The sequence below is a fragment of the Mucilaginibacter sp. OK283 genome (assembly GCF_900110415.1).
Classification (GTDB): Bacteria; Bacteroidota; Bacteroidia; order Sphingobacteriales; family Sphingobacteriaceae; genus Mucilaginibacter.
This window is the reverse complement of the sequence record NZ_FODR01000003.1, coordinates 115566-134854: the sequence shown is the minus strand read 5'-3', so window position 1 is coordinate 134854 and position 19289 is coordinate 115566. Positions and strand designations below refer to the sequence as shown.

The 19289-nt window shown below is 43.8% G+C and carries 16 protein-coding genes; 5 read left to right on the top strand and 11 right to left on the bottom strand.

The genetic code is table 11. From position 1 onward, the window contains the following. Window positions 1–52 precede the first annotated feature (52 nt). The gene (locus tag BMX56_RS08695) at window positions 53–3964 is read left to right on the top strand and encodes a DUF6443 domain-containing protein (RefSeq protein WP_090644589.1); all 3912 of its coding nucleotides are present in this window, start codon (window positions 53–55) and stop codon (window positions 3962–3964) included. Window positions 3965–3977: 13 nt separating this feature from the next. Next, window positions 3978–4403: a hypothetical protein gene (locus BMX56_RS08690; RefSeq protein ID WP_090644585.1), complete on the top strand. Its 426-nt coding sequence runs from the start codon at window positions 3978–3980 to the stop codon at window positions 4401–4403. A gap of 146 nt (window positions 4404–4549) precedes the next feature. Here BMX56_RS08690 and BMX56_RS08685 read toward each other — a convergent pair whose 3' ends face one another. The 7 genes from BMX56_RS08685 to BMX56_RS08655 all read right to left on the bottom strand — a co-directional run bounded on the left by BMX56_RS08685 (window position 4550) and on the right by BMX56_RS08655 (window position 12209). Further along, window positions 4550–5755, bottom strand: a complete 1206-nt coding sequence (locus BMX56_RS08685; RefSeq protein WP_090644582.1) for an efflux RND transporter periplasmic adaptor subunit — start codon at window positions 5753–5755, stop codon at window positions 4550–4552. After that, a complete protein-coding gene (locus tag BMX56_RS08680) occupies window positions 5745–7010 on the bottom strand; it encodes a heavy metal-binding domain-containing protein (protein ID WP_177183757.1) in 1266 nt (421 codons plus the stop codon). The genes BMX56_RS08685 and BMX56_RS08680 overlap by 11 nt, the downstream gene beginning before the upstream one ends. Beyond that, window positions 6994–8229 carry a TolC family protein gene (locus BMX56_RS08675; protein WP_090644576.1) on the bottom strand — a complete coding sequence of 412 codons (1236 nt, stop codon included), beginning with the start codon at window positions 8227–8229 and terminating at the stop codon, window positions 6994–6996. The genes BMX56_RS08680 and BMX56_RS08675 overlap by 17 nt, the downstream gene beginning before the upstream one ends. Window positions 8230–8233: 4 nt before the next feature. After that, the gene (locus BMX56_RS08670; protein ID WP_090644572.1) at window positions 8234–10126 is read right to left on the bottom strand and encodes an efflux RND transporter permease subunit; all 1893 of its coding nucleotides are present in this window, start codon (window positions 10124–10126) and stop codon (window positions 8234–8236) included. Next, window positions 10123–11397: an efflux RND transporter permease subunit gene (locus BMX56_RS08665; protein WP_090644567.1), complete on the bottom strand. Its 1275-nt coding sequence runs from the start codon at window positions 11395–11397 to the stop codon at window positions 10123–10125. Before BMX56_RS08665 ends, BMX56_RS08670 begins: the two co-directional genes overlap by 4 nt. 51 nt (window positions 11398–11448) lie before the next feature. Continuing rightward, a complete protein-coding gene (locus BMX56_RS08660; protein WP_090644563.1) occupies window positions 11449–11694 on the bottom strand; it encodes a heavy metal-binding domain-containing protein in 246 nt (81 codons plus the stop codon). 134 nt (window positions 11695–11828) lie between these two features. Beyond that, a complete protein-coding gene (locus BMX56_RS08655; protein ID WP_143065404.1) occupies window positions 11829–12209 on the bottom strand; it encodes an HYC_CC_PP family protein in 381 nt (126 codons plus the stop codon). Between the two features lie 506 nt (window positions 12210–12715). On the opposite strand from BMX56_RS08655, the gene BMX56_RS08650 reads away from it, so the two are divergent. From BMX56_RS08650 to BMX56_RS08640, 3 genes are all read left to right on the top strand, one after another. Then, on the top strand, window positions 12716–13135 hold the full coding sequence (locus tag BMX56_RS08650) for a hypothetical protein (RefSeq protein ID WP_143065403.1): 420 nt from the start codon (window positions 12716–12718) through the stop codon (window positions 13133–13135). Between the two features lie 149 nt (window positions 13136–13284). Then, on the top strand, window positions 13285–13623 hold the full coding sequence (locus BMX56_RS08645) for a hypothetical protein (RefSeq protein WP_090644543.1): 339 nt from the start codon (window positions 13285–13287) through the stop codon (window positions 13621–13623). A 122-nt stretch (window positions 13624–13745) separates the two neighbouring features. Beyond that, complete coding sequence (locus BMX56_RS08640; RefSeq protein ID WP_090644539.1) at window positions 13746–14228, top strand: HEAT repeat domain-containing protein; 483 nt, start codon at window positions 13746–13748, stop codon at window positions 14226–14228. A gap of 15 nt (window positions 14229–14243) precedes the next feature. Here BMX56_RS08640 and BMX56_RS08635 read toward each other — a convergent pair whose 3' ends face one another. The 4 genes from BMX56_RS08635 to BMX56_RS08620 form a co-directional block, all read right to left on the bottom strand. Beyond that, entirely contained in the window at window positions 14244–15659 is a 1416-nt protein-coding gene (locus tag BMX56_RS08635; protein ID WP_255369808.1) for a polysaccharide lyase 6 family protein, read from the bottom strand. Window positions 15660–16125: 466 nt separating this feature from the next. After that, complete coding sequence (locus BMX56_RS08630) at window positions 16126–16497, bottom strand: DUF6799 domain-containing protein (RefSeq protein WP_143065402.1); 372 nt, start codon at window positions 16495–16497, stop codon at window positions 16126–16128. Between the two features lie 61 nt (window positions 16498–16558). Next, window positions 16559–18583, bottom strand: coding sequence for a copper-translocating P-type ATPase (locus BMX56_RS08625; protein WP_090644531.1), 2025 nt, complete (start codon window positions 18581–18583; stop codon window positions 16559–16561). 195 nt (window positions 18584–18778) lie between these two features. After that, window positions 18779–19237 carry a 5-fold beta-flower protein gene (locus tag BMX56_RS08620; RefSeq protein WP_143065401.1) on the bottom strand — a complete coding sequence of 153 codons (459 nt, stop codon included), beginning with the start codon at window positions 19235–19237 and terminating at the stop codon, window positions 18779–18781. Window positions 19238–19289: the final 52 nt, after the last annotated feature.

The following is a 19289-nucleotide window of genomic DNA, read 5'->3' as shown; positions in this document are numbered from 1 at the left end:
AGCCTGATACTTAGATTATCAATGCTGTTTACACGAAACATAAATTACGCTGATGAACACACAAAACGTTAAAAGCGCATTCTTTAACAAGTTATTAAGCGCCCGATGTATTTATATAGCTATCTTTTTAGCGGGTATTATAAATTTAAATGCATTTGGGCAACTGTCTTTAGCCGCACCCAATACAGTGGGCAGTTATACCGATCCTGTCAGCATCACTCTTGGTGTAGGATTTTCGGCAAATGGAAGCGTTGGCAACTTTGCTGCCAGTATCAACCCTGGTTATAACACCGGCAACTCGCAAATTAGCTTTGTATCAAACTGGGTGCCCAAAATGCCGTTGACGTCTGCTGCTTCTTTAAAGGCGCAGGAAACCAACAGCAACAATATTAATATCGCCACAAAATTCTTTGATGGGCTGGGCAGGGTGATTCAAACGGTAGCAAAAAACCAGACCATCAATAACACTGACTTGGTAACTCCTTATGAGTATGATAATCTTGGCCGGCAGATAAAACAATATTTGCCTTATGCCTATGCCAACGTTTATCCCGGCAATTACCGTGCTGCCGCAACTACAACCGAGCAACAGGCCTTCTATAATTCTGGGAGTACAATAAACCCGCAAAGTAGCAGCCCCTCATCAAAAACATTGCTCGAAAGTTCGCCTTTAGAAAGGCCGCTGGAACAAGGTGCGCCTGGAGACAGCTGGCAGTTAACCGGCAGTACCGGCGGCGGGCATACTTCCAAATACGATTATACCGTAAACAATCTCACAGGTATCACCGATATCAATAATACTCGTATCGTAGTTGCCTATGGTGTTGCTATTGACAATAATGGTACACGGTCATTAACAGTATATGGTACAAACGGTTATTATGATGCTGGCGACCTTTTTGTAAAAGTAATAAACGACGAAAACTGGTTGAGTACGGATGGCCGTAACGGTACTCAGGAAATATTTACCAACAAAGAAGGACAAACAGTACTCAAAAGGGCCTTTGTTAAAAACCCTGCGGGTACAATAGATATTATCTCTACCTATTATGTTTATGATGATATTGGGAAATTGTGTTATGTATTGCCGCAGGCTTCAAACCCCGATCAGTTATCTGCATCCAACGGAGTAAATATTTCTGCAACCGTTTTAAATTCGGTTTGTTACCAGTACCAGTATGATGAAAAGCAACGTTTTACCGGAAAAAGGATACCGGGTAAAGACTGGGAATACTTTGTATATAATAATTTAAACCAGATTGTTGCTTCTCAAGATGGAAACCAGCGTGCGAGAAACGAATGGTCGGTAAAAAAATACGATGGCATAGGCAGAACGATTATTACGGGCGTATGGAATAGTACATTATCAAGAGATGACCTGCAAAAGAATGTTTTAGATCTGCAAACAACAGTTTACGAAACCCGGATCGCAACAGGTAACGGCTATACATCGGCGGCGTGGCCACAAGATATATCTGATATTTATACAATCAATTATTTTGATGATTATAACATACCCGGGCTGCCAACAGACATGGCTTACCAGGCTTATACAGGGAATCCCAATGGAAATAGCAGCCAGACAGCGGGATTGCCAACGGTTACGAAGAACAAACAAATGTCCAATAATGCGTTAGCGTTTTGGATGGTCAACTACTATGACCTAAAAGGAAGAGCCATCCAGATTCAGAGTACCAATCACTTATCCGGAAAAGACATTTATAATAATGAATACAACTTTAACGGAATGGTTGTTAAAAGTGTTCATCAGCATTCTTCAACTGCAGGCTCTATCAATATAACTAATCGTTACGCTTATGATCATCATGGAAGGCTAACAACACGGTATGAACAGATAGGCAGCGATCCCGAAGTGATTTTGAGCCAGTTTACTTATAACGATCTGGGGCAGGTAATTGATAAAAAACTACATCAAAAAAGCGGGAACACCAGGTTTATTCAGAGTGTAGATTATCGGTACAATATCCGCGGCTGGCTTACATCTATAAACGATGTATCGTTAAATGCAAATACCAGTACAAACCCAGACGACAGTAACACCAGCGATGCCGACAAATTCGGTATGGGATTTAAATATGAACAGGCCGATTTACCCGCCTATAACGGCAACATAGGATCTGTGCAGTGGCTTTCTGCGAAACCGGCAAGCAGTTCGGTAACCCCGCCAACGCTTAAATACGATTTTACGTATGATAAGATGGACAGACTTACCCAGGCAGCATCATCAACAGGTACAACAAAAGACGAAAATTTTTCGGAGTACCTTTCATATGATAAGATGGGTAATATCTTATCTATAAACAGGTGGGCCAAATTGAGTACAGGCAGAACCCTTGTTGACAATTTGGGCTATCAATATAATGGCAATCAGGTAACCCAGATTGATGACGCGAGCAATAATACCTATGGATTTAGTGACAACGGCGGAGGAACGGTAAGTAAGCAGCCTAATGAATATGTTTACGATACCAATGGAAATTTAATCAAGGATTTAAACAAGGGCATTACTTCAATAACTTACAATAACTTTAATTTGCCCGTGACTGTTACCTGGAGTGACGGAAAAACTTTAGTGTATGATTACGATGGTAGCGGCGGCAAAATTAAGAAAGTATTTACCGTGGGAGGATCTGTTTATACAACAGATTACATAAGCGGGCTACAATATGAACAAGGGCAGATAGCATTTATAAAAACAGACGAAGGCATTGCCAGGAAAAATGCCGGTGGAAGCAATTATATATACCAGTATTTCATTCAGGACCAGGTGGGTAATACCCGCGGGATAATACAACCAATTTATCCTGGCGAAACCACTGCCGATGTTGTGCAATTAACCAATTATTATCCTTATGGACTTGAATTTCAATCGGACGATGCAACTACACTGTTTGGATACGTAAGTGGCACAAAGGATAACTATTTGTTTAATAGCAAGGAATTACAGGACGGTACAGGGATGTACGATTTTGGAGCTCGCAACTACGATCCCCAAACAGGCAGGTGGAATGCCCCCGATCCGGCTAACCAATCGATAGATCAATCACCTTACATTGCTATGGGTAATAACCCAATAAGTCACATTGATCCGGACGGAAGATTTTGGCATATTATAATAGGTGCAGCAATTGGAGCGGTAGTTAATGTGGGAATACATGCGGTTCAGGGGAAAATCAAAAGCCCTACCGACTTTTTTGCAGCAGCCGGCATAGGAGCCGTTGCTGGTGGGGTAGCCGCTGCAACAGGGGGATCAAGTCTTTTTGCCGAAGGAGGGCTTACCGGGGCCGCCGCAATTGGAAATGCGTTTGCAGCCGGGGCAGCTTCAGGAGCTGTTGGTAATACTGTACAAGGCATTGGCAATTCAGTATATTTTCATGATTCATATGATCCTATTCAGACAGCGGTATCAGGCGCGGCATTAGGAGGTGTCACAGGAGCACTCGGAAAATCTGTTCAGTTAGGCTTGACAGCATTATTTTCAAAGGGATCACAGCAAGTAATATCAGCAGGACAAGGCTGGGTAAATGAGATGAATGTACCAGAAACCGATGGTGGAGCCGGATCAGTTCCTATAAATACCAATACAAGCCTGGTGGGTATGGATCAATCTATAATCGATGCAGGACAAGTTGGCCCCAATAGTTTTGGTGAAGCAGTGGGACAGTATACTGTTTTTGGGACAAAGGGCGTGGTTGGCGATACTTTTAATAGGAATATTTTTTATATTAAAAAGTTGGATGGCGTCGAGTCATTGGCTGCTTTCAAAGGTCTGATACAACATCTTGAAGCCGAAGCTGTCGACGCTGGTGCAAAAAAAATTTCAATTTATGGTGGCGCAGTATTAAAGAGCTTGTTTCAAGATCCTGTACGCGCAGCAAGATTGGGTTATACACTTGTAAACTCCGGACAAGCTGTTTACATCACTAAAGTCTTAGTTCCTTAAATAATTTAAAGAAATGAGTATATCTAAAGTTTTATCCGTATTTAATCGGGAGGGTGCCGAGGGGATGGCAACTAAAATTATTAATGAAGAAAACTCACATAAATTTAGCTATGCACTGGGATTTCTTAAGCAAGAGGAACATGGGTTAATCATATGTTACAAAGACCTTGATAATTGGGTAATGATAACAACGGAGCGCTTATTAATTATGGACAAAGGCATGGAGTTGTTTTTTAGTTATAGCGATATACGCACTGTTGATCCTGCTTTTCAAGAGGAATTTAAGGCTGGTGTTAGATCTGTTTCCGATTTTACTAAGCTAAAATTAATTGATAAAACTGGGGGAAATCATATCATAACTATTGAAAAAGGTAAACCATACCAAGGGCTATTTCAGGCAATAGACTTTATATATAGGCAAAACCGCAGGACGAAATGACCCCCCCGCTACCGCAAGCGTTTTGTCGCTGCCGCAAGGCTCCAGCCTTGTGGCCCGCGTTTAGGTAACCTTCATGCTAAGCAATAAATATGCAACACCCGGATGTTTAATTTCATCCGGGTGTTTTTGTATATCCCCAGCTTGCGTTAAGGATTTTTAAACACCGCTTCACTGTTCAATAAATAAGCACCGTTTGTTACTACCACGTCGCCATTATTCAGGCCGGAAAGTATAGGTATGTATTGCCAGTTGCCGGGGCCTACGTTAACCTTCCTGGGCGAAAAACTGCCATCGGTGTTTTTTACCCATACCTTGCTGCCCTTGCCATCGGTTAAAACGGCTGATGCGGGTACGGCCAGCGATTGATGGTTGCCTGTAGCCGCGCTTACGTAAGCCAGCATGCCCGGCCTTAATAAGCCTTGGGGATTTGGCACGCTGATGCGTAGCAGGTTTACTTTGGAGGCATCCGATATTTCGGGGTTGATAAATGCTATCTTGCCATCGATGGTTTGCCCATCCAGGTCGGGGAACGATAGGGTTACCTGGTCGTTTACTTTATAGCTGCCGCCTTCACCGGCATACAACTGTGCCTCCACCCATAAATTATTCAGCGACTGGGTTTTTAAAATGGTCATGCCTTCGGTAACATAGTCGCCTTCGTGTACCCCTATCTCGCTTACCGTTCCGCTTACGTTGCTCAGTATAGTTGTTGTGGCCGCAGCTTTGCCCGAAGCTGCAAGGTTGTTGATCTGTGCTTGCGACAATCCCCACAACCGCAGTCTGCTTTCGGCCGAGGCAATCAGTTGTTTGTAGTCAACATCGGGGTTGTGCAGCAGTTTTTGTTGCTGTCGGGCCAGCAGGTATTCTTTTTCGGCCTCCTGCAAATCCTCGCTATAAAGGGAATAAACCGGCTGGCCTGTGGTTACCTGGTCGCCAATGGCGCGTATAAAAAGTTGCTGCACCCGGCCAGCTGTCCTGGCGCTAAGTTCCTGGGCGGCGGTTTCGTCGGTAGTTACCGTACCTGTCAGCATTTTTTGGGCGGCGGTGTTTTTTGTGCCGATGGTATCTGTTTGTATGGCGGCTAACTGCTGTTGCGTGGCGGTTAGACTGATGCTTACATGAGCGGCATTGGCGGCGGCGGTAAGCTCAACCTTAATCAGCTTCATGCCGCAAATGGGGCAATTACCGGGATGCTCCTCATGCACCTGCGGATGCATAGAACAGGTGTAGTAAGCATTGGGCCGTACCGCTGTTTTGGCAACCTGTATCGGTGGCTTTTGCTTACAGGCGGCAAACAGGCTAAGCACCAGCAGCATCAAAAATGAATATTTTAAAAACTGGTTACTGTTCATGGCCTTGTATTTTAATAAAGCTTTCGCTATCGGTTAAATATTGCGCGTTGGAGGCCAGGCTATCGGTAAGGGCCAGGCCTTTTGTAACCCGGATATAATTGCCATTTATTGTGCCTGTACTCACTTGGCGGGCCTGGTAAGCCGCGCCCTTTTTTAGCCATACCACCTGGGTTTGCCCCAGGTTAACAACGGCCTCCCTGGGTACCCATAAACCCTCGGCCCGGCCTGTTTGTATTTTTGCTTTTACCAGGCTATTTACTTTAAGGCTATGATCCATATTATCCACATAAACCCGGATGCTGGTGGTTTTATCGCCCTGCTGCAGGGTTGGCTCTATAAAATTCACTTTACCGTTAATGTTTTTTCCGGGTATATCAGGCAACTGCAATTCAACAGGCTGGTTTAATTTTAAAGCCGAAACTGATGACCTGTCTATTTTAACTATAGCCCACAGGCTGTGCGGGTTAACAACATTAAACAAGGTTTGGCCTTTGGTCACATACATGCCCTCTTTGATAGATAAGGGCTGGTTAGCCGCAAAATCAATGGGCGTTTCAGTAGCGGGTGCTCCTGCCATCTGGCTGTGCTGCGTATCATGTACGTGGCCGTTATAAGGACTGTACACTGGCAGGCTGTAGAAAGCCTTACCGGTTTTAGCTACCTGGCTTACCTGCGCCATGGTCATGCCCAACAGCAAGAGCTTTTGGCGGGCGGCGTTGAGCAGTTCGGATTCGGGCGCCGGGTTGCGGGTAAGGTATACCAGGTCTTGCTGGGCTGTAACCATATCGGGGCTGTAAATATCAAAAATGCGCTCCCCGGCATGTATCTCCTGGAAAGCGTATTTGATATACAGTTTTTCAATCCGTCCCGAAAACCGCGATGCGATATTATTGAACGTGCGGGTATCAAAATCAAGATAGCCATCACCATAAATTTCAGTATCAACAGATTTTTGAACAGGCGTAATAGCAGTTACCCAAGAAACAACGCTGCTATTAACCGGCTGCAAAACCGTGCCCAGGGTGATACCCGCCCCCTTGCTGGCCTGGCCGTTTTTTTTCACCAGGGTCATGCCGCAAATGGGGCAACTGCCGGGATGGTCCTCTATAATTTGGGGGTGCATGGGGCAGGTATATTTTACATCGCCTTTAGCCTGAGTTATTGCTGCCGGGACAGGCTTCGGATTGTTGCAAGCGCTTAACAGGGGATATACAATCACCAACGATACTGCAAACATTTTATTTAGTGCTTTCATACTCCCTTTCATAAGCTACCTGTAATGTTAAAAGTTCCTGTAACCGGTCGAGGGCGGCCATGCGGGCTGTTTGTAGGCTTTTTATGCCATCCAGTACGGTGGGCAGGTCGCCGGTATTTTGGTCGTACGCCTGCAAAGCGGTTTTATAAGCGCTTTGCAGCGCGGGGATAATATGCTGGTTATAGTTGTTAAGCTGTCTTTTTTTGCTGCCGATGTCGGCTCTTAAACCGGCTAACTGCCCCTGGGCCTGGTTAAGCAGGTCGGCTTTTTTTTGCTGCAATGCTGCCACCTCATAACGAATTCCCTTCAGGTTGGCTTTATACTCCTTAGACGCCCATGGAACGATAGGTATGGTAACAGAAGCCATCAAAACGTATTGGTTGGCATACCCGCCATAGCTTTGCATATGTGCCGCCTGGATGCCAAAATCGGGTCTACGCTTGCTGTATTCTACCATGGCGTTCAATTGCTGCAGCTCGATACTGCGGCTAATTCCTTTTATATCGCTGCGCTGCGCGGCCAGTGCAGCCGTATCAACTATAGCCGTTTCGTAATCCCGGTAAATAACATTTGTATCTACGGTAAAAGCGGTTTGGCGGTCCCGGTTCATCAGCGTGTTCAGCATAATGTTTCGTTGCTTTATGTCGTTGTTCAGTTGTTCGCGGGTATTATCCAGCTCAAACAGTTCGGCTTTGGCTTTGTAAATATTGGGCAGCTTTTCTTTACCATAAGTAAGCCGGATATTGGCATCCTTTAGCGTGTATTGCAGCAGCCCCTCGGTATTTTGCAGCAAGGCCAGTTTTCTTTCGAGCACGACCCGCTCATAATAATATTGCCGGGCCTGCGCCATGAGCTGGTTTTTCATATAGCCTTTATCGGCTGCGGTTACTTTAGACATTCCCTGCATATAAGCCTCTTTTGCTTTCAGCCTGGCGGGGTTGGTGAACATTTGCTCGGCCTGTATCATCAGAGCCCCTCCGTTTGGGTTTAGCCGGTATGGTGTTTGGTATTGCCCGGCGCTGATTTTTGGCGCATCCAGGTTGTTGATACCGGTGGCGTAAGCATCCTGTGCGCTTATCGTGGCATCATATGCCAGCAAGGCCGGGTTGGCATTTATTTTAGCCAAAACGCTATCCAGCGGCAAACGCTTCTGTGCCTGCGCGGTTACGCCGGTTAGGCAGATGAGCAGTGTATATATAATTTGATGCTTAGTTTTCATGGTTTTATTCCTTTACAGCCAATACTTCCAGCTTGCCATATTTTTTTAGCTCGTACTCTTTCACCATCAAAAAAATGAGGGGTGTAACCAGTAAAATATGGGTGGAAGATGTTAATACACCGCCTATCATCGGCAGTACAATGGGCAGCATTACATCGCTGCCGGTGCCGGTTGCCCACAACACGGGCACCAGGCCAAATAAGGCAACGCAAACCGTCATGAGCTTTGGCCGCAGCCGTTTTACAGCGCCGTTCATTACGTATTCGCGCAGATCGTTTCTGCTGATGTTTTCTTTTGAGTTCCCTTTTAAAGCAACCAGCTGCTGCATGGCATCATTGAGATATATCACCATTACAATTCCGGTTTCTACAGCGATACCAAACAAGGCGATAAAGCCGACAGCCACCGCTACCGATAAATGCACCCCGAAGAAATACACCATATACGCCCCGCCTATTAAAGCGAAGGGGATACTGATGAGGCTAAAGAAAGCCTCGCGGATAGAATGAAATGCAAAATATAGGCAGGCAAATATGATAATGAGCACAACGGGGAGTATCAATTTTAAAGTACGCTCGGCGCGGATCAGGTTTTCATACTGGCCGCTCCATTCAATAAAATAACCTTTGGGCAATAGTTTAACCATGGCATTTAACCGGGCCTGCGCTTCCTGAACGGTGCTGCCCAGGTCGCGGTCGCGCACGTTGAATAGGACGGTGCCGCGTAGCAGTGCGTTTTCTGACTGGATCATGGCCGGGCCATCACTGATGCTGATATCTGCCACAGACGATAGCGGTACCGGGCCAAAGGACGGTGTTTGTACCAGTGTGCGCTTAATATCCTCCAAATTACTGCGATAATCCTGCGCCAGGCGAAGGTTTACACTAAAGCGCCGGCGCCCTTCAATGGTTGGGGTAAGGTTCATGCCGCCCAGGGCGCTCTCTACTACTTCGTTTACATCATCAACGCTTAATCCATACCGGCCTATGGCATCTTTGTTCACCCGGATATCCAGGTATTTGCCGCCGGTTATCGGGTCAACGTAAAGGTCTTTTACGCCGCTTATACCCTGCAAAGCTTGCTTCATTTGGTTGGATAAAGCATAAATGGTATCAAGGTTTTGCCCGTACACTTTTAAGCCCACATCGGTACGGATACCTGTAGACAGCATATTAATACGGTTAATAATGGGCTGTGTCCAGCCGTTTACCACGCCGGGTATTTGCAGTTTGGCATTCAGCTCGTTAATGATATCTTCCTTTTTTATTCCCTTACGCCATTCGCTTGATGGTTTTAACAGGATAATAGTTTCAACCATGCTAATGGGCGAATTATCCGTAGCCGTATTGGCCCGGCCGGCCTTGCCCAGCACGTTTTTTACTTCGGGGATGCTTTTAATGATCCTATCCTGAACCTGCAATAGTTGCTTGGCTTCGGCATTGGAGATATCGGGCAGGGTAACCGGCATAAACAGGATGGTGCCTTCATCCAGCGGCGGCATAAATTCGCTGCCCAAACTCAATAAAAGCGGGATACTTACCAGCAATGCAATAACATTAATGCCAATGGTGGTTTTACGCCAGGTTACGCACCAGCTAAGTATCGGCCGGTATATTTTTTCTAACCCACGGTTTAGCGGGTTATGGTCATCTGTTCTTAACTTCCCTTTCAGGAAAAACGAGATGAGTACAGGGGCCAGTGTTACGGCTAATATGGCATCAATGGCCAGGATAAAGGTTTTTGTCCAGGCCAGCGGGCCAAATAGCTTCCCCTCCTGCCCTTCCAATAAAAATACGGGCAAAAACGACGCTACAATAATAAGGGTAGAGAAAAAAACGCCGCGCCCCACCTGTTTACAGGATGCTTCTATGATCTTGATTCTTTCGGCTGTGGTCATGATTGCTCTTTTTGTTGTGCGATGGATAAATTGCGGTGCGAGTTTTCGACCATCACGATACCGTTATCTACAATAACCCCGATAGCCAATGCAATACCGGTTAACGACATGATATTGGAAGATATCCCAAACGCGTTGAGCAGTATAAAGCTGGCCGCTATAGTTATCGGGATCTGGATAATGATGCTTAAGGCGCTGCGCCAGCTAAACAGGAACAGGATAACGATAATGGATACCGTAATCATTTCCTCAATCAGCGTATGCTTTACCGACTTAACGGCGCTTTCAATCAGTTCGCTCCGGTCATAGGCTATTTTAAATTTTACGCCCGGTGGCAGGCCTTTCTGAATATCGGCCATTTTATCCTTAACAGCGTGGATCACTTTATCGGCATTCTCGCCATAACGCATCACCACAATTCCGCCAACGGCTTCGCCCTGGCCATCCTGATCAAAAATACCCAGGCGTTCGTCGCCGCCCATTTGTACGGTAGCAATATCTTTTACCCTAACAGGGATGGTTTTAATAACGCCAACGGCTATGTTCTCCACATCCGCCAATGATTTAATATAGCCCAGCCCGCGTACAATATAGCCGGTGCCATTCATTTCAAACTTGCGGCCGCCTACATCATTATTATTGCTTTTAACCGCTTTAAGTACCTGCGACAGGGGAATATTATAGTAGTTAAGCTTATGCGGATCGATGCTGATCTGGTATTGTTTTTCGAAACCGCCAAAGGAGGCTACCTCGCTTACACCAGGTACTGTTTGCAGCCCCAGTTTTACATACCAATCCTGCAGGGCCCGCTGTTCGCCCAGGTCGATACCTTTGGCGTCAAGAGTGTACCATAATACGTGGCCAACGCCCGTGCCATCCGGCCCAAGGGTGGGTGTAATGCCTTGCGGTAATAAACGCTGGGCGTAGTTCAGCCGCTCCAGCACCCGGCTGCGCGCCCAGTAAACATCGGCTTTATCATCAAAAACAATATAAACAAAGCTCATCCCGAACATCGAGGTTGCCCTGATGGCTTTAACCTTCGGGATGCCCTGCAGGTTGCTTACCAGCGGATAGGTTACCTGGTCTTCCATAATTTGTGGGCTGCGGCCCTGCCACTCGGTAAACACGATGACCTGGTTGTCTGACAGATCGGGTATAGCATCAATGGGGTTTTCATTTACCGCGTAGGCGCCCCAGGTAAAAAGGGCAATTGCAATAAACAAAACGATATACCTGTTTTTTAACGACAGGCTAATAAGTTGATTAATCATCTTAATGGTTTTGATAAGCCCGGCCGCGGGTTGGCGGCCAGGCTTAATGAGTTACATTTTCATGGCTGCCGGTTTCTTTTTAGCAGGTGATTTTTTTACCAGGGCCATACCGCATTTGGGACATTTACCGGGTTTATCGCTCAATACCTCGGGATGCATGGTACAGGTGTACTGCACTTTTGCAGGCTTGGCCTTTTTGGTGGTATCGGCGCTCATTTTACCGTTAGGTACACCGGCTGCAAAAACAGTTGCCGCAGAAAACAGGATGGCTACCGCCATCAGCATTACTTTTTTCATGGATTTAAAAAATTGAAAAGTGGATAAATAACACAGGCAGAACCTATGCGTTGATTATAAATTAAGATGATGTTTTAATTTAAAGGTTAGCCCGGTTACGTAGAATAACGGCTAAAAAAGGAGAGGGAACAGGATCAAATCCTGTAAATGCAATTAAGGGTATAAATCGGTATATCAGTGTTCCCCGGCGGGGCATTTGCCTGATAAGCGATAGCGGATGGCAATTCTTTAACAATAATGGCTGCTATCCAATGGTTAACGACCGGTAACAACGCAGGCGATAAAGCCTGTAATGCAACCGACGAGGCGCTTACATGGGTATCCTTAATTTTAAAGCTTTGCTTTTCGTTTTTGCAACAACTGTCATCCGCTTTTTTATGGGCCTCGTTGTCGGCTGCGCCATAAATAAGGGTAACAGAAGCCAGCTTGCCACAGCAATAAAAACGGTTAACCCCGATACCCACGCAGGATAACAGGTAAATAGCCGTTAGTAAAATGAGTGCTGTGCGTTTCACAATACTAAGTTATTAAATAATTGCCACATTTGCGAAGAAGATACCTAAAATGACAGGGCAAACGCATCTGATTGGGTTAACATAACTTAACACATTTCAGATATATTTTTCACAAATATTTGATAATGAATTACTTGCATTTTAACATGGTTAACATTAAACTGATCTTGCAATTTAGGTGCATCCAAATATTTGTGCCCGTTGTTGGCCAATACAAGTCCTTTTGGTACCTGGATCATTTAACCACGATCAGCCAATAAAAACAAGGTATCGTTTGACGCTTATACCTTCCCGACGCTATAAGCTTATTCCGTTAGCTATTATAAATAACAGCTTATCGCTGTTAACTATTTAGATGCGTTTGCCTTGTAATGTTGTGAGTGAAAAATACAGGAAACCAACAGCAATCGGGCTGATGTTTTTATATATTGTATTTTTAATTGTGGTAAGGAGGTTAAATGTACTGTAGGGTTTGCGGCAACAGCGGAATTTTAAATAAAACGTGCGTGGCATTATTTTTCGTGTTGACTTTCGCTGTTATCGGTTGCAGAAATAATGGTAAGAACATCGCGCCGCTAAATATCGTTCTTAAACATTACACCATGGCAGCGACAGAGAAAAATTGCACAATGGTAGTCTTGCTTAAAGCCTACCCTGTAAAAGATCGGGAGCAAAAAAATGGATTTGCAAATCTTTATATCTGTAAAAAGCAAGACAGTAAAGAGTTGATTTTTATTTTTGAAACAGACAAAATAGCGCCTGGATATTTGGTTGATCCTGATATAAAAAACGAAGGCTTTTGTATTTATCCCCAGGATGTTAATTTTCAGCCCCCATCCAATGTAAGGGTAGATGTGCCAAAAGACTTCTCCATGCCCAATGGATCAGCATACCTATTTGCAAGCCTATACAGGCGTTTGGATTAGTGATAGTTGATTGGAGGTTAAATATTCGTCGCTAATATGCGCGACCAAGGGTTATTTTGAAAGTTTCACCTTTTAGGTCGTTCTATTATAAAGTGAATAAGTATCGGCAAAAAAAGAAAAGAAGTTGAAGAACTTAGGCAATAGGTAATATGAAAAAAACAGAAGCTATCGCGAAAAATGTTGGTTTAATATTGCTGGTCTATATATTGGGTTGTGGACCTGATATTGATGAGAAACGTGATAAATCGTTTAATGGGATAATTGTAGAAAAGATAGATACCCCTCCTTGTTTTGCGGATATTGTAATAAAGCATGGGAACAACATCGATACCATTAAAGACTTATGCACATGTGTTCCGATCAAAAAACAACTTTGGAAATATAGCTTACTAAACGACAGTATTTCTAAGGCAAAGGGGGAGTTAACAGTTAAAATTTTCAGAAAGAATGTAGTCCAAAGTTTCGAATATCCATTTTGTAAACAATAAGTAATTGCGCCAGCTGAGTAGCCGTTTATCGCTGCTGCACAGAGCTTTAGCCTTTTGACCCTTGGTCAACGCCACGCAAAGTAATAAATAGACAACTCCCGGATATCGCAATAAATTAACATATGGAAATAGCGCAACTTATCAATCAAATTATTCCTCCGTCAGATTGGGAGCATAGGGAAGGCTTTATGAATATGCATATAATCGATCAGTTAAGTTATTCTAAACGACAGCTTGTAGAATCATTGTTAATGGAAAAATTAATTGAAAAAAAATCAGCCGACACATTAATAGTTGAAACATTGGCCTATATGAAATCAACTAAATCCCTGCCTGTATTGAATAATTTATTAATAACCTCTCCTGATAATTTCGTCAAATTGATAATTGCAACTTCAATTTTTAAAATCAGTTTAGATTACGCAATGGTCGATATAGCCATTGATCTATTTTTAACATTTAATGATAAGTATCAAAAAATACCGGCATTTGTTTACTTAAAAAGCTTCAATGATAATAAGACAGATGCTTTTATTAAAAAATACATTAACGACCCCGATTATTTAATCTCTTATAAGGCAAAGAGACATTTAGGATTAAATTAGGAAGTCCGCTTATGCTTAATGCTTAGCGTTATAACCTACATCGGCGACATTAAGAACATGGGCATTAACCGTTGCCGTGCTAAGTTCATCTGCACCAATATCGAAAGGTGCAATGCGGGGCTGCCCGTCCATATCAACCTTAACCTCGGGATAAGATGCAGTTGCCTGATCGATGGCAGGGCTGCCGGTTTGTACATGGTAAGTACCTGAAGATGTTTTAAGCAATTTTGGGTCAACTGTTTTATAGCCTTCAGCCGGTATATTGCCTGCATCTTTTACATTGTACAAAATATTGCCTGCCCATTGCGGGTTGGTATAAGGCCCCAAAATAGTTGCCGCTGCTCCCCCTCCCTGGATAATGTTGTTAACTATCGAAACATATGTGGCCCCCATTCCATTCTTACGTTCTGCTTGAATAATATTTTGCTTATTATCAACCAGGGTGTTAAATCCAATCAATATCCTATCGGGCCGGTCATGAGCGGTTAGCAGTGCACCATCAGCTACTTCCCCATCACCGTTGCCAACCACAATAGCCGAACTGCAGTTTTCAAAATAATTACTAAAAATCAGGTGGTCGTCGCCAAAAATTCGAAGACCCGGTGTATTGAAGAAATAATTGCCGTAAACCAAACTTTTGTTACCGTGCCGTAAAGTGAACTGTGCCGGGCAATCACGAATGGTATTGTACCTAAGCGTTACCGCCGAAGCTTTAACCGAAATCAATTCATTCTCGCCTTCACATTTTTCAAATAAATTATATTCAACTATACTATTACTTGATGATAAGCTAAATCCGCTTAAGCCAAACTGAAGTGCTTCGGCGCCATTTTTACCCCCCTGGCTTGCAAAATTGTTAAAATAATTATGGTGGATGTGCAATCTTTCGGCAATTTGCTTCCCCTCGCCACGGATTGCTATAAAGCGTCCCATAGCATTTTTATTTTGAAAGGTGTTATAGTCAATTTCGTGGTCGCTGCCGGCCACGGTAAGTTCTTCGCCGTCACCCGGGTTTTCAAAAATATTTTGGGTAAACCTACAATGGTTTGTACCTATACCGGTTTTAGCGCGGCCTGCCACGTGTGTAAATTTAAAGCCGCGGATAGTAATATATGCAGCCGGATTCATCAGGCTAAAGCCCCCTTGTCCGCTAATTTCGGCCCGGCCCAGGCTTTGGGCGGCAATGGTTATGGGTTCCTTTTCGGTACCTTTATTGCTCACAATAATATCTTCTGTTGTTGTATAAACGCCATCGGCCAACAAAATCCGATCGCCAGGCTTAGCTAAATTGATGGCCTTTTGCAAACCAGCAATTGAAGATACCGTAATAGTAGTTGCAAAAAGCACATTTGAAAACAATAACATGAAAACAACAAATGCAAAAGCCAACCTGTTATTATTCAAATAAACCTGGTGATATTTTTTAGCCATTATTTTAGGTTTTTAATTAAGATGATGATGCTAACATCGGCTTAATTATTAATGGTTTAATCACACAAAAAAGCTAATTAATATACTGAATTGTCCTGGTAATTGAACATATGCAGACTTACAGCTGTCAATAATATCACATTACACAAAAAAGTAAGTGGCCCGCCGAAGTCTTTTTTTTTAACTCATTGAAAACCCGCATAACACAAGACAAACTATAAACTTTTTTTAGGACGAGACATACCAAAGTGTACTGTACCGGTACGGACGAGACACCCTGAAACACCCTGAAACACCCTGAAACACCCTGGTACACCCTGAAACACCCTGGTACGGGGTGGCACACCACTGATGGCTAATATTTTTAAGTAAAACAAAACATTCTGAATTATTACCCGCAGTTGCGCCCAACCGGACAAAAAAAACGGCTTACCAAATTAATGATAAGCCGCTCTTTAAATCCAGTCTACATTTTGTGCCCTGCAGTATCTTTTTTCATCCGCATTTTTGGCATCTCGCCGTTCATCATTACACACTGGCCTTCTTTTAGCTTCATAGTTTTGCCACCCTTCATTTTACAGGTTCCGTCGGCCTCAACAATGGTACCGTTTGTCATGGTTTTAGCTTCGGTCATGGGCATGGTTTTGCCATTCATCATGGTCACCATTTTACCATCTTTCATCATTACACAATCGTGCATTTTATCCATCGACATGTGCGACATCTTATGCATTGATTTGTGCGACATCTTGTGCATAGTAGTGTCGGTTGTTTTGGTTTGTGCCATAGCGCTACAACTTAAGGTAACGGCAATCAGGGCAATCATCATTCTTTTCATTTTTCTGGTGGTTTATATTGGTTAATATTTTGCTTGTTGATGGAGCCTGGTTTAGGGTTTGTTATTCTTTCACTTTCAACATACCTGCATTTATAGCTACAACCACGGTACTTACCGTCATTAACACCGCCCCCGCTGCCGGGCTTAAAAGAATACCCTGGCTATATAGCACACCCGCAGCCAGGGGCAGCGCCACAATGTTATACCCGGTTGCCCAAATCAAATTCTGGATCATTTTACGATAGGTTGCCTTGCCAAACAGTATCAGGCTTACAATGTCTTTCGGGTTGCTGTTCACCAGTACAATGCCGGCAGTTTCGGCAGCAATATCGCTGCCCGAGCCAACGGCAATGCCAATATCAGCCTGGGCCAGCGCGGGGGCGTCGTTAACACCATCACCAGTCATGGCCACAAATTCGCCTTTGCTCTGCAGTTCTTTAATTTTATCTAATTTTTGATGGGGTAATACTTCGGCGATGAAACTATCCATACCTAAAGTTTTGCTTACACTTGCCGCCACTTTATTGTTATCGCCGGTTAACAAAACAGACCTGATGTTTTCCTGCTTCAAGGTTTTAATGGCATCTGCCGATTCGGGGCGGATCTCGTCCGATAAGGCAATATACCCGGCCAGTTGCCGGTCAATTATTACAAATACCACCGTTTCGGTATCGTTGGCATTATATTCACCGGGAACGGCCAGCTTATTTTCTTTTAAATAACCCGGACTAACCACCAATATTTTTTTCCCATCTACCGTTGCCTCAACACCCTGGCCGGTTATGGCCTTAAAGTTTTGTGCCTGCGGGATGGTATTTTTTAAGTCTTTAACTTTTTGCAGGATGCCCGTGGCTATGGGGTGCTCGGAGTTTTGTTCTAAGGCAGAAGCCAGGCGGATGAGGTCGTCCTGTTTGATTTCTTTATTAAACGAAACCACCTTGGATACCTCAAACTTGCCCACGGTAAGTGTGCCTGTTTTATCAAATACTACGGTGGTTATTTTACGGGCATTTTCAAAAGCAGTTCGGTTTTTAATAAGCAGGCCATGTTTGGCCGATAATGCTGTTGATTTGGCTACCACCAGCGGAACAGCCAGCCCTAAAGCGTGCGGACAGCAAATAACAATAACGGTTACCATCCGTTCCATGGCGAACGCTAAAGTTTGCCCGGTTAAAAACCAGTACATAAATGTGCCGATACCTGTAACCAGGGCAATAATTGTTAGCCATTTCGCGGCGGTATCGGCCAGTAATTGCGTTTGCGATTTTGACTTTTGCGCATCGTCAACCAACTTAACTACCTGCGACAAGTAGGAATCTTTTGCGGCATGTGAAACGGTTACTTTAAACGAACCATTACCGTTGATGGAGCCCGCTATTACTTTATCGCCCTTTATTTTTTGTACCGGCTTTGATTCGCCTGTGAGCATAGATTCATTGAGGTAGCTTTCACCTTCAAGTATAATACCATCTGCCGCTACTTTTTCTCCGGGTTTTACCAGGATAATATCATCAGCTTTTAATGTATCTGTTTTTACATCATGCACCATACCGGGCATTACCATATGCGCATCTGCCGGCATTAGCTTAACCAGCAGCTCAAGCTCATTTGACGCACCCATTACCGATCGCATTTCTATCCAATGTCCTAAAAGCATAATGAGGATAAGGGTAGCCAATTCCCAAAAAAAATCCATCCCTTTAAGACCGAAAACGATGGCTACGCTGTAGCTATAAGCTACCGTAATTGCAAAACCTATCAGGAACATCATCCCCGGATTTTTGGCTTTTGCCTCGCTTACCAAACCTGTTAAAAAAGGCCAGCCGCCATATACAAACACCACCGACGATAAGGCAAACAAAATGTAGGATGAACCTTTAAACTGCCAGCTAACCCCCATAAAATGCTCGATCATGGTTGATAACAACATGATAGGGACTGTAAGTGCCAATACCACGTAAAACCTTTTTTTAAAATCGGCAATCATCATAGCGTGGTGGTCATGTTCTGACATTCCCATGTGCTGATCATGCCTATCGTGCATTTTATGATGCTCCATCCCTTCCTGCATTTTGTTCATCTCCATATTAATTGGTTTAAGCAGTGCTGATTTTTTCCTTCCGGATACTCTTTATAGCTATTGCAGCAACCGCATTTCTAAAATACCGGAAATAGAATTTTTACTTTTTCCGGGGCCTGAATTTTATAACACAAGTCAGGCCGGGTATTCTCTGCCGAATACCCGACCCAAATGCTTTAAAAGATTTGTAAAAAATAAATATTAAACCTTGGCTTTTTTTGCCTCAGCCTTTTTCTTCTCCTGCTCCAGGAAATAACAATGTGCGGCACATGCGTGCAATTTATAATTCTGGTGAGCCGTGCCGAAGTTATGCCCCTTTGGATCTAAAATGGCGCATTTTTCTTTATCCAGATCTTTGGTATTCAGCACATTTTCGCCATTGATATTATAGTAGGAGCCGTTCTTTTTTGCCGTCCCCAACTTTTTCCCGTTAGCGTCAATCACGTTACCGCCGGCATCAATAAAATATAGTTTTTGCCCTTTATTGTTGCGCACAATATTGTCTTTATCAATATGGCCTAATTGAGTGCCCCCTGCATCCCTGATCCATCCCTTGTCGGTAATGATAATTTTAAAAGTTGTATCTTTTTTAACCTGGGCATTAACCGTAACCGTTGCAGTGGTAGTTAATATGAATAAAATAAAAAGTAGCTTTTTCATAATTGTGAAATTTAATTTATTCAAAACTCCTTTATTCAAAGCCCTTTTCAAA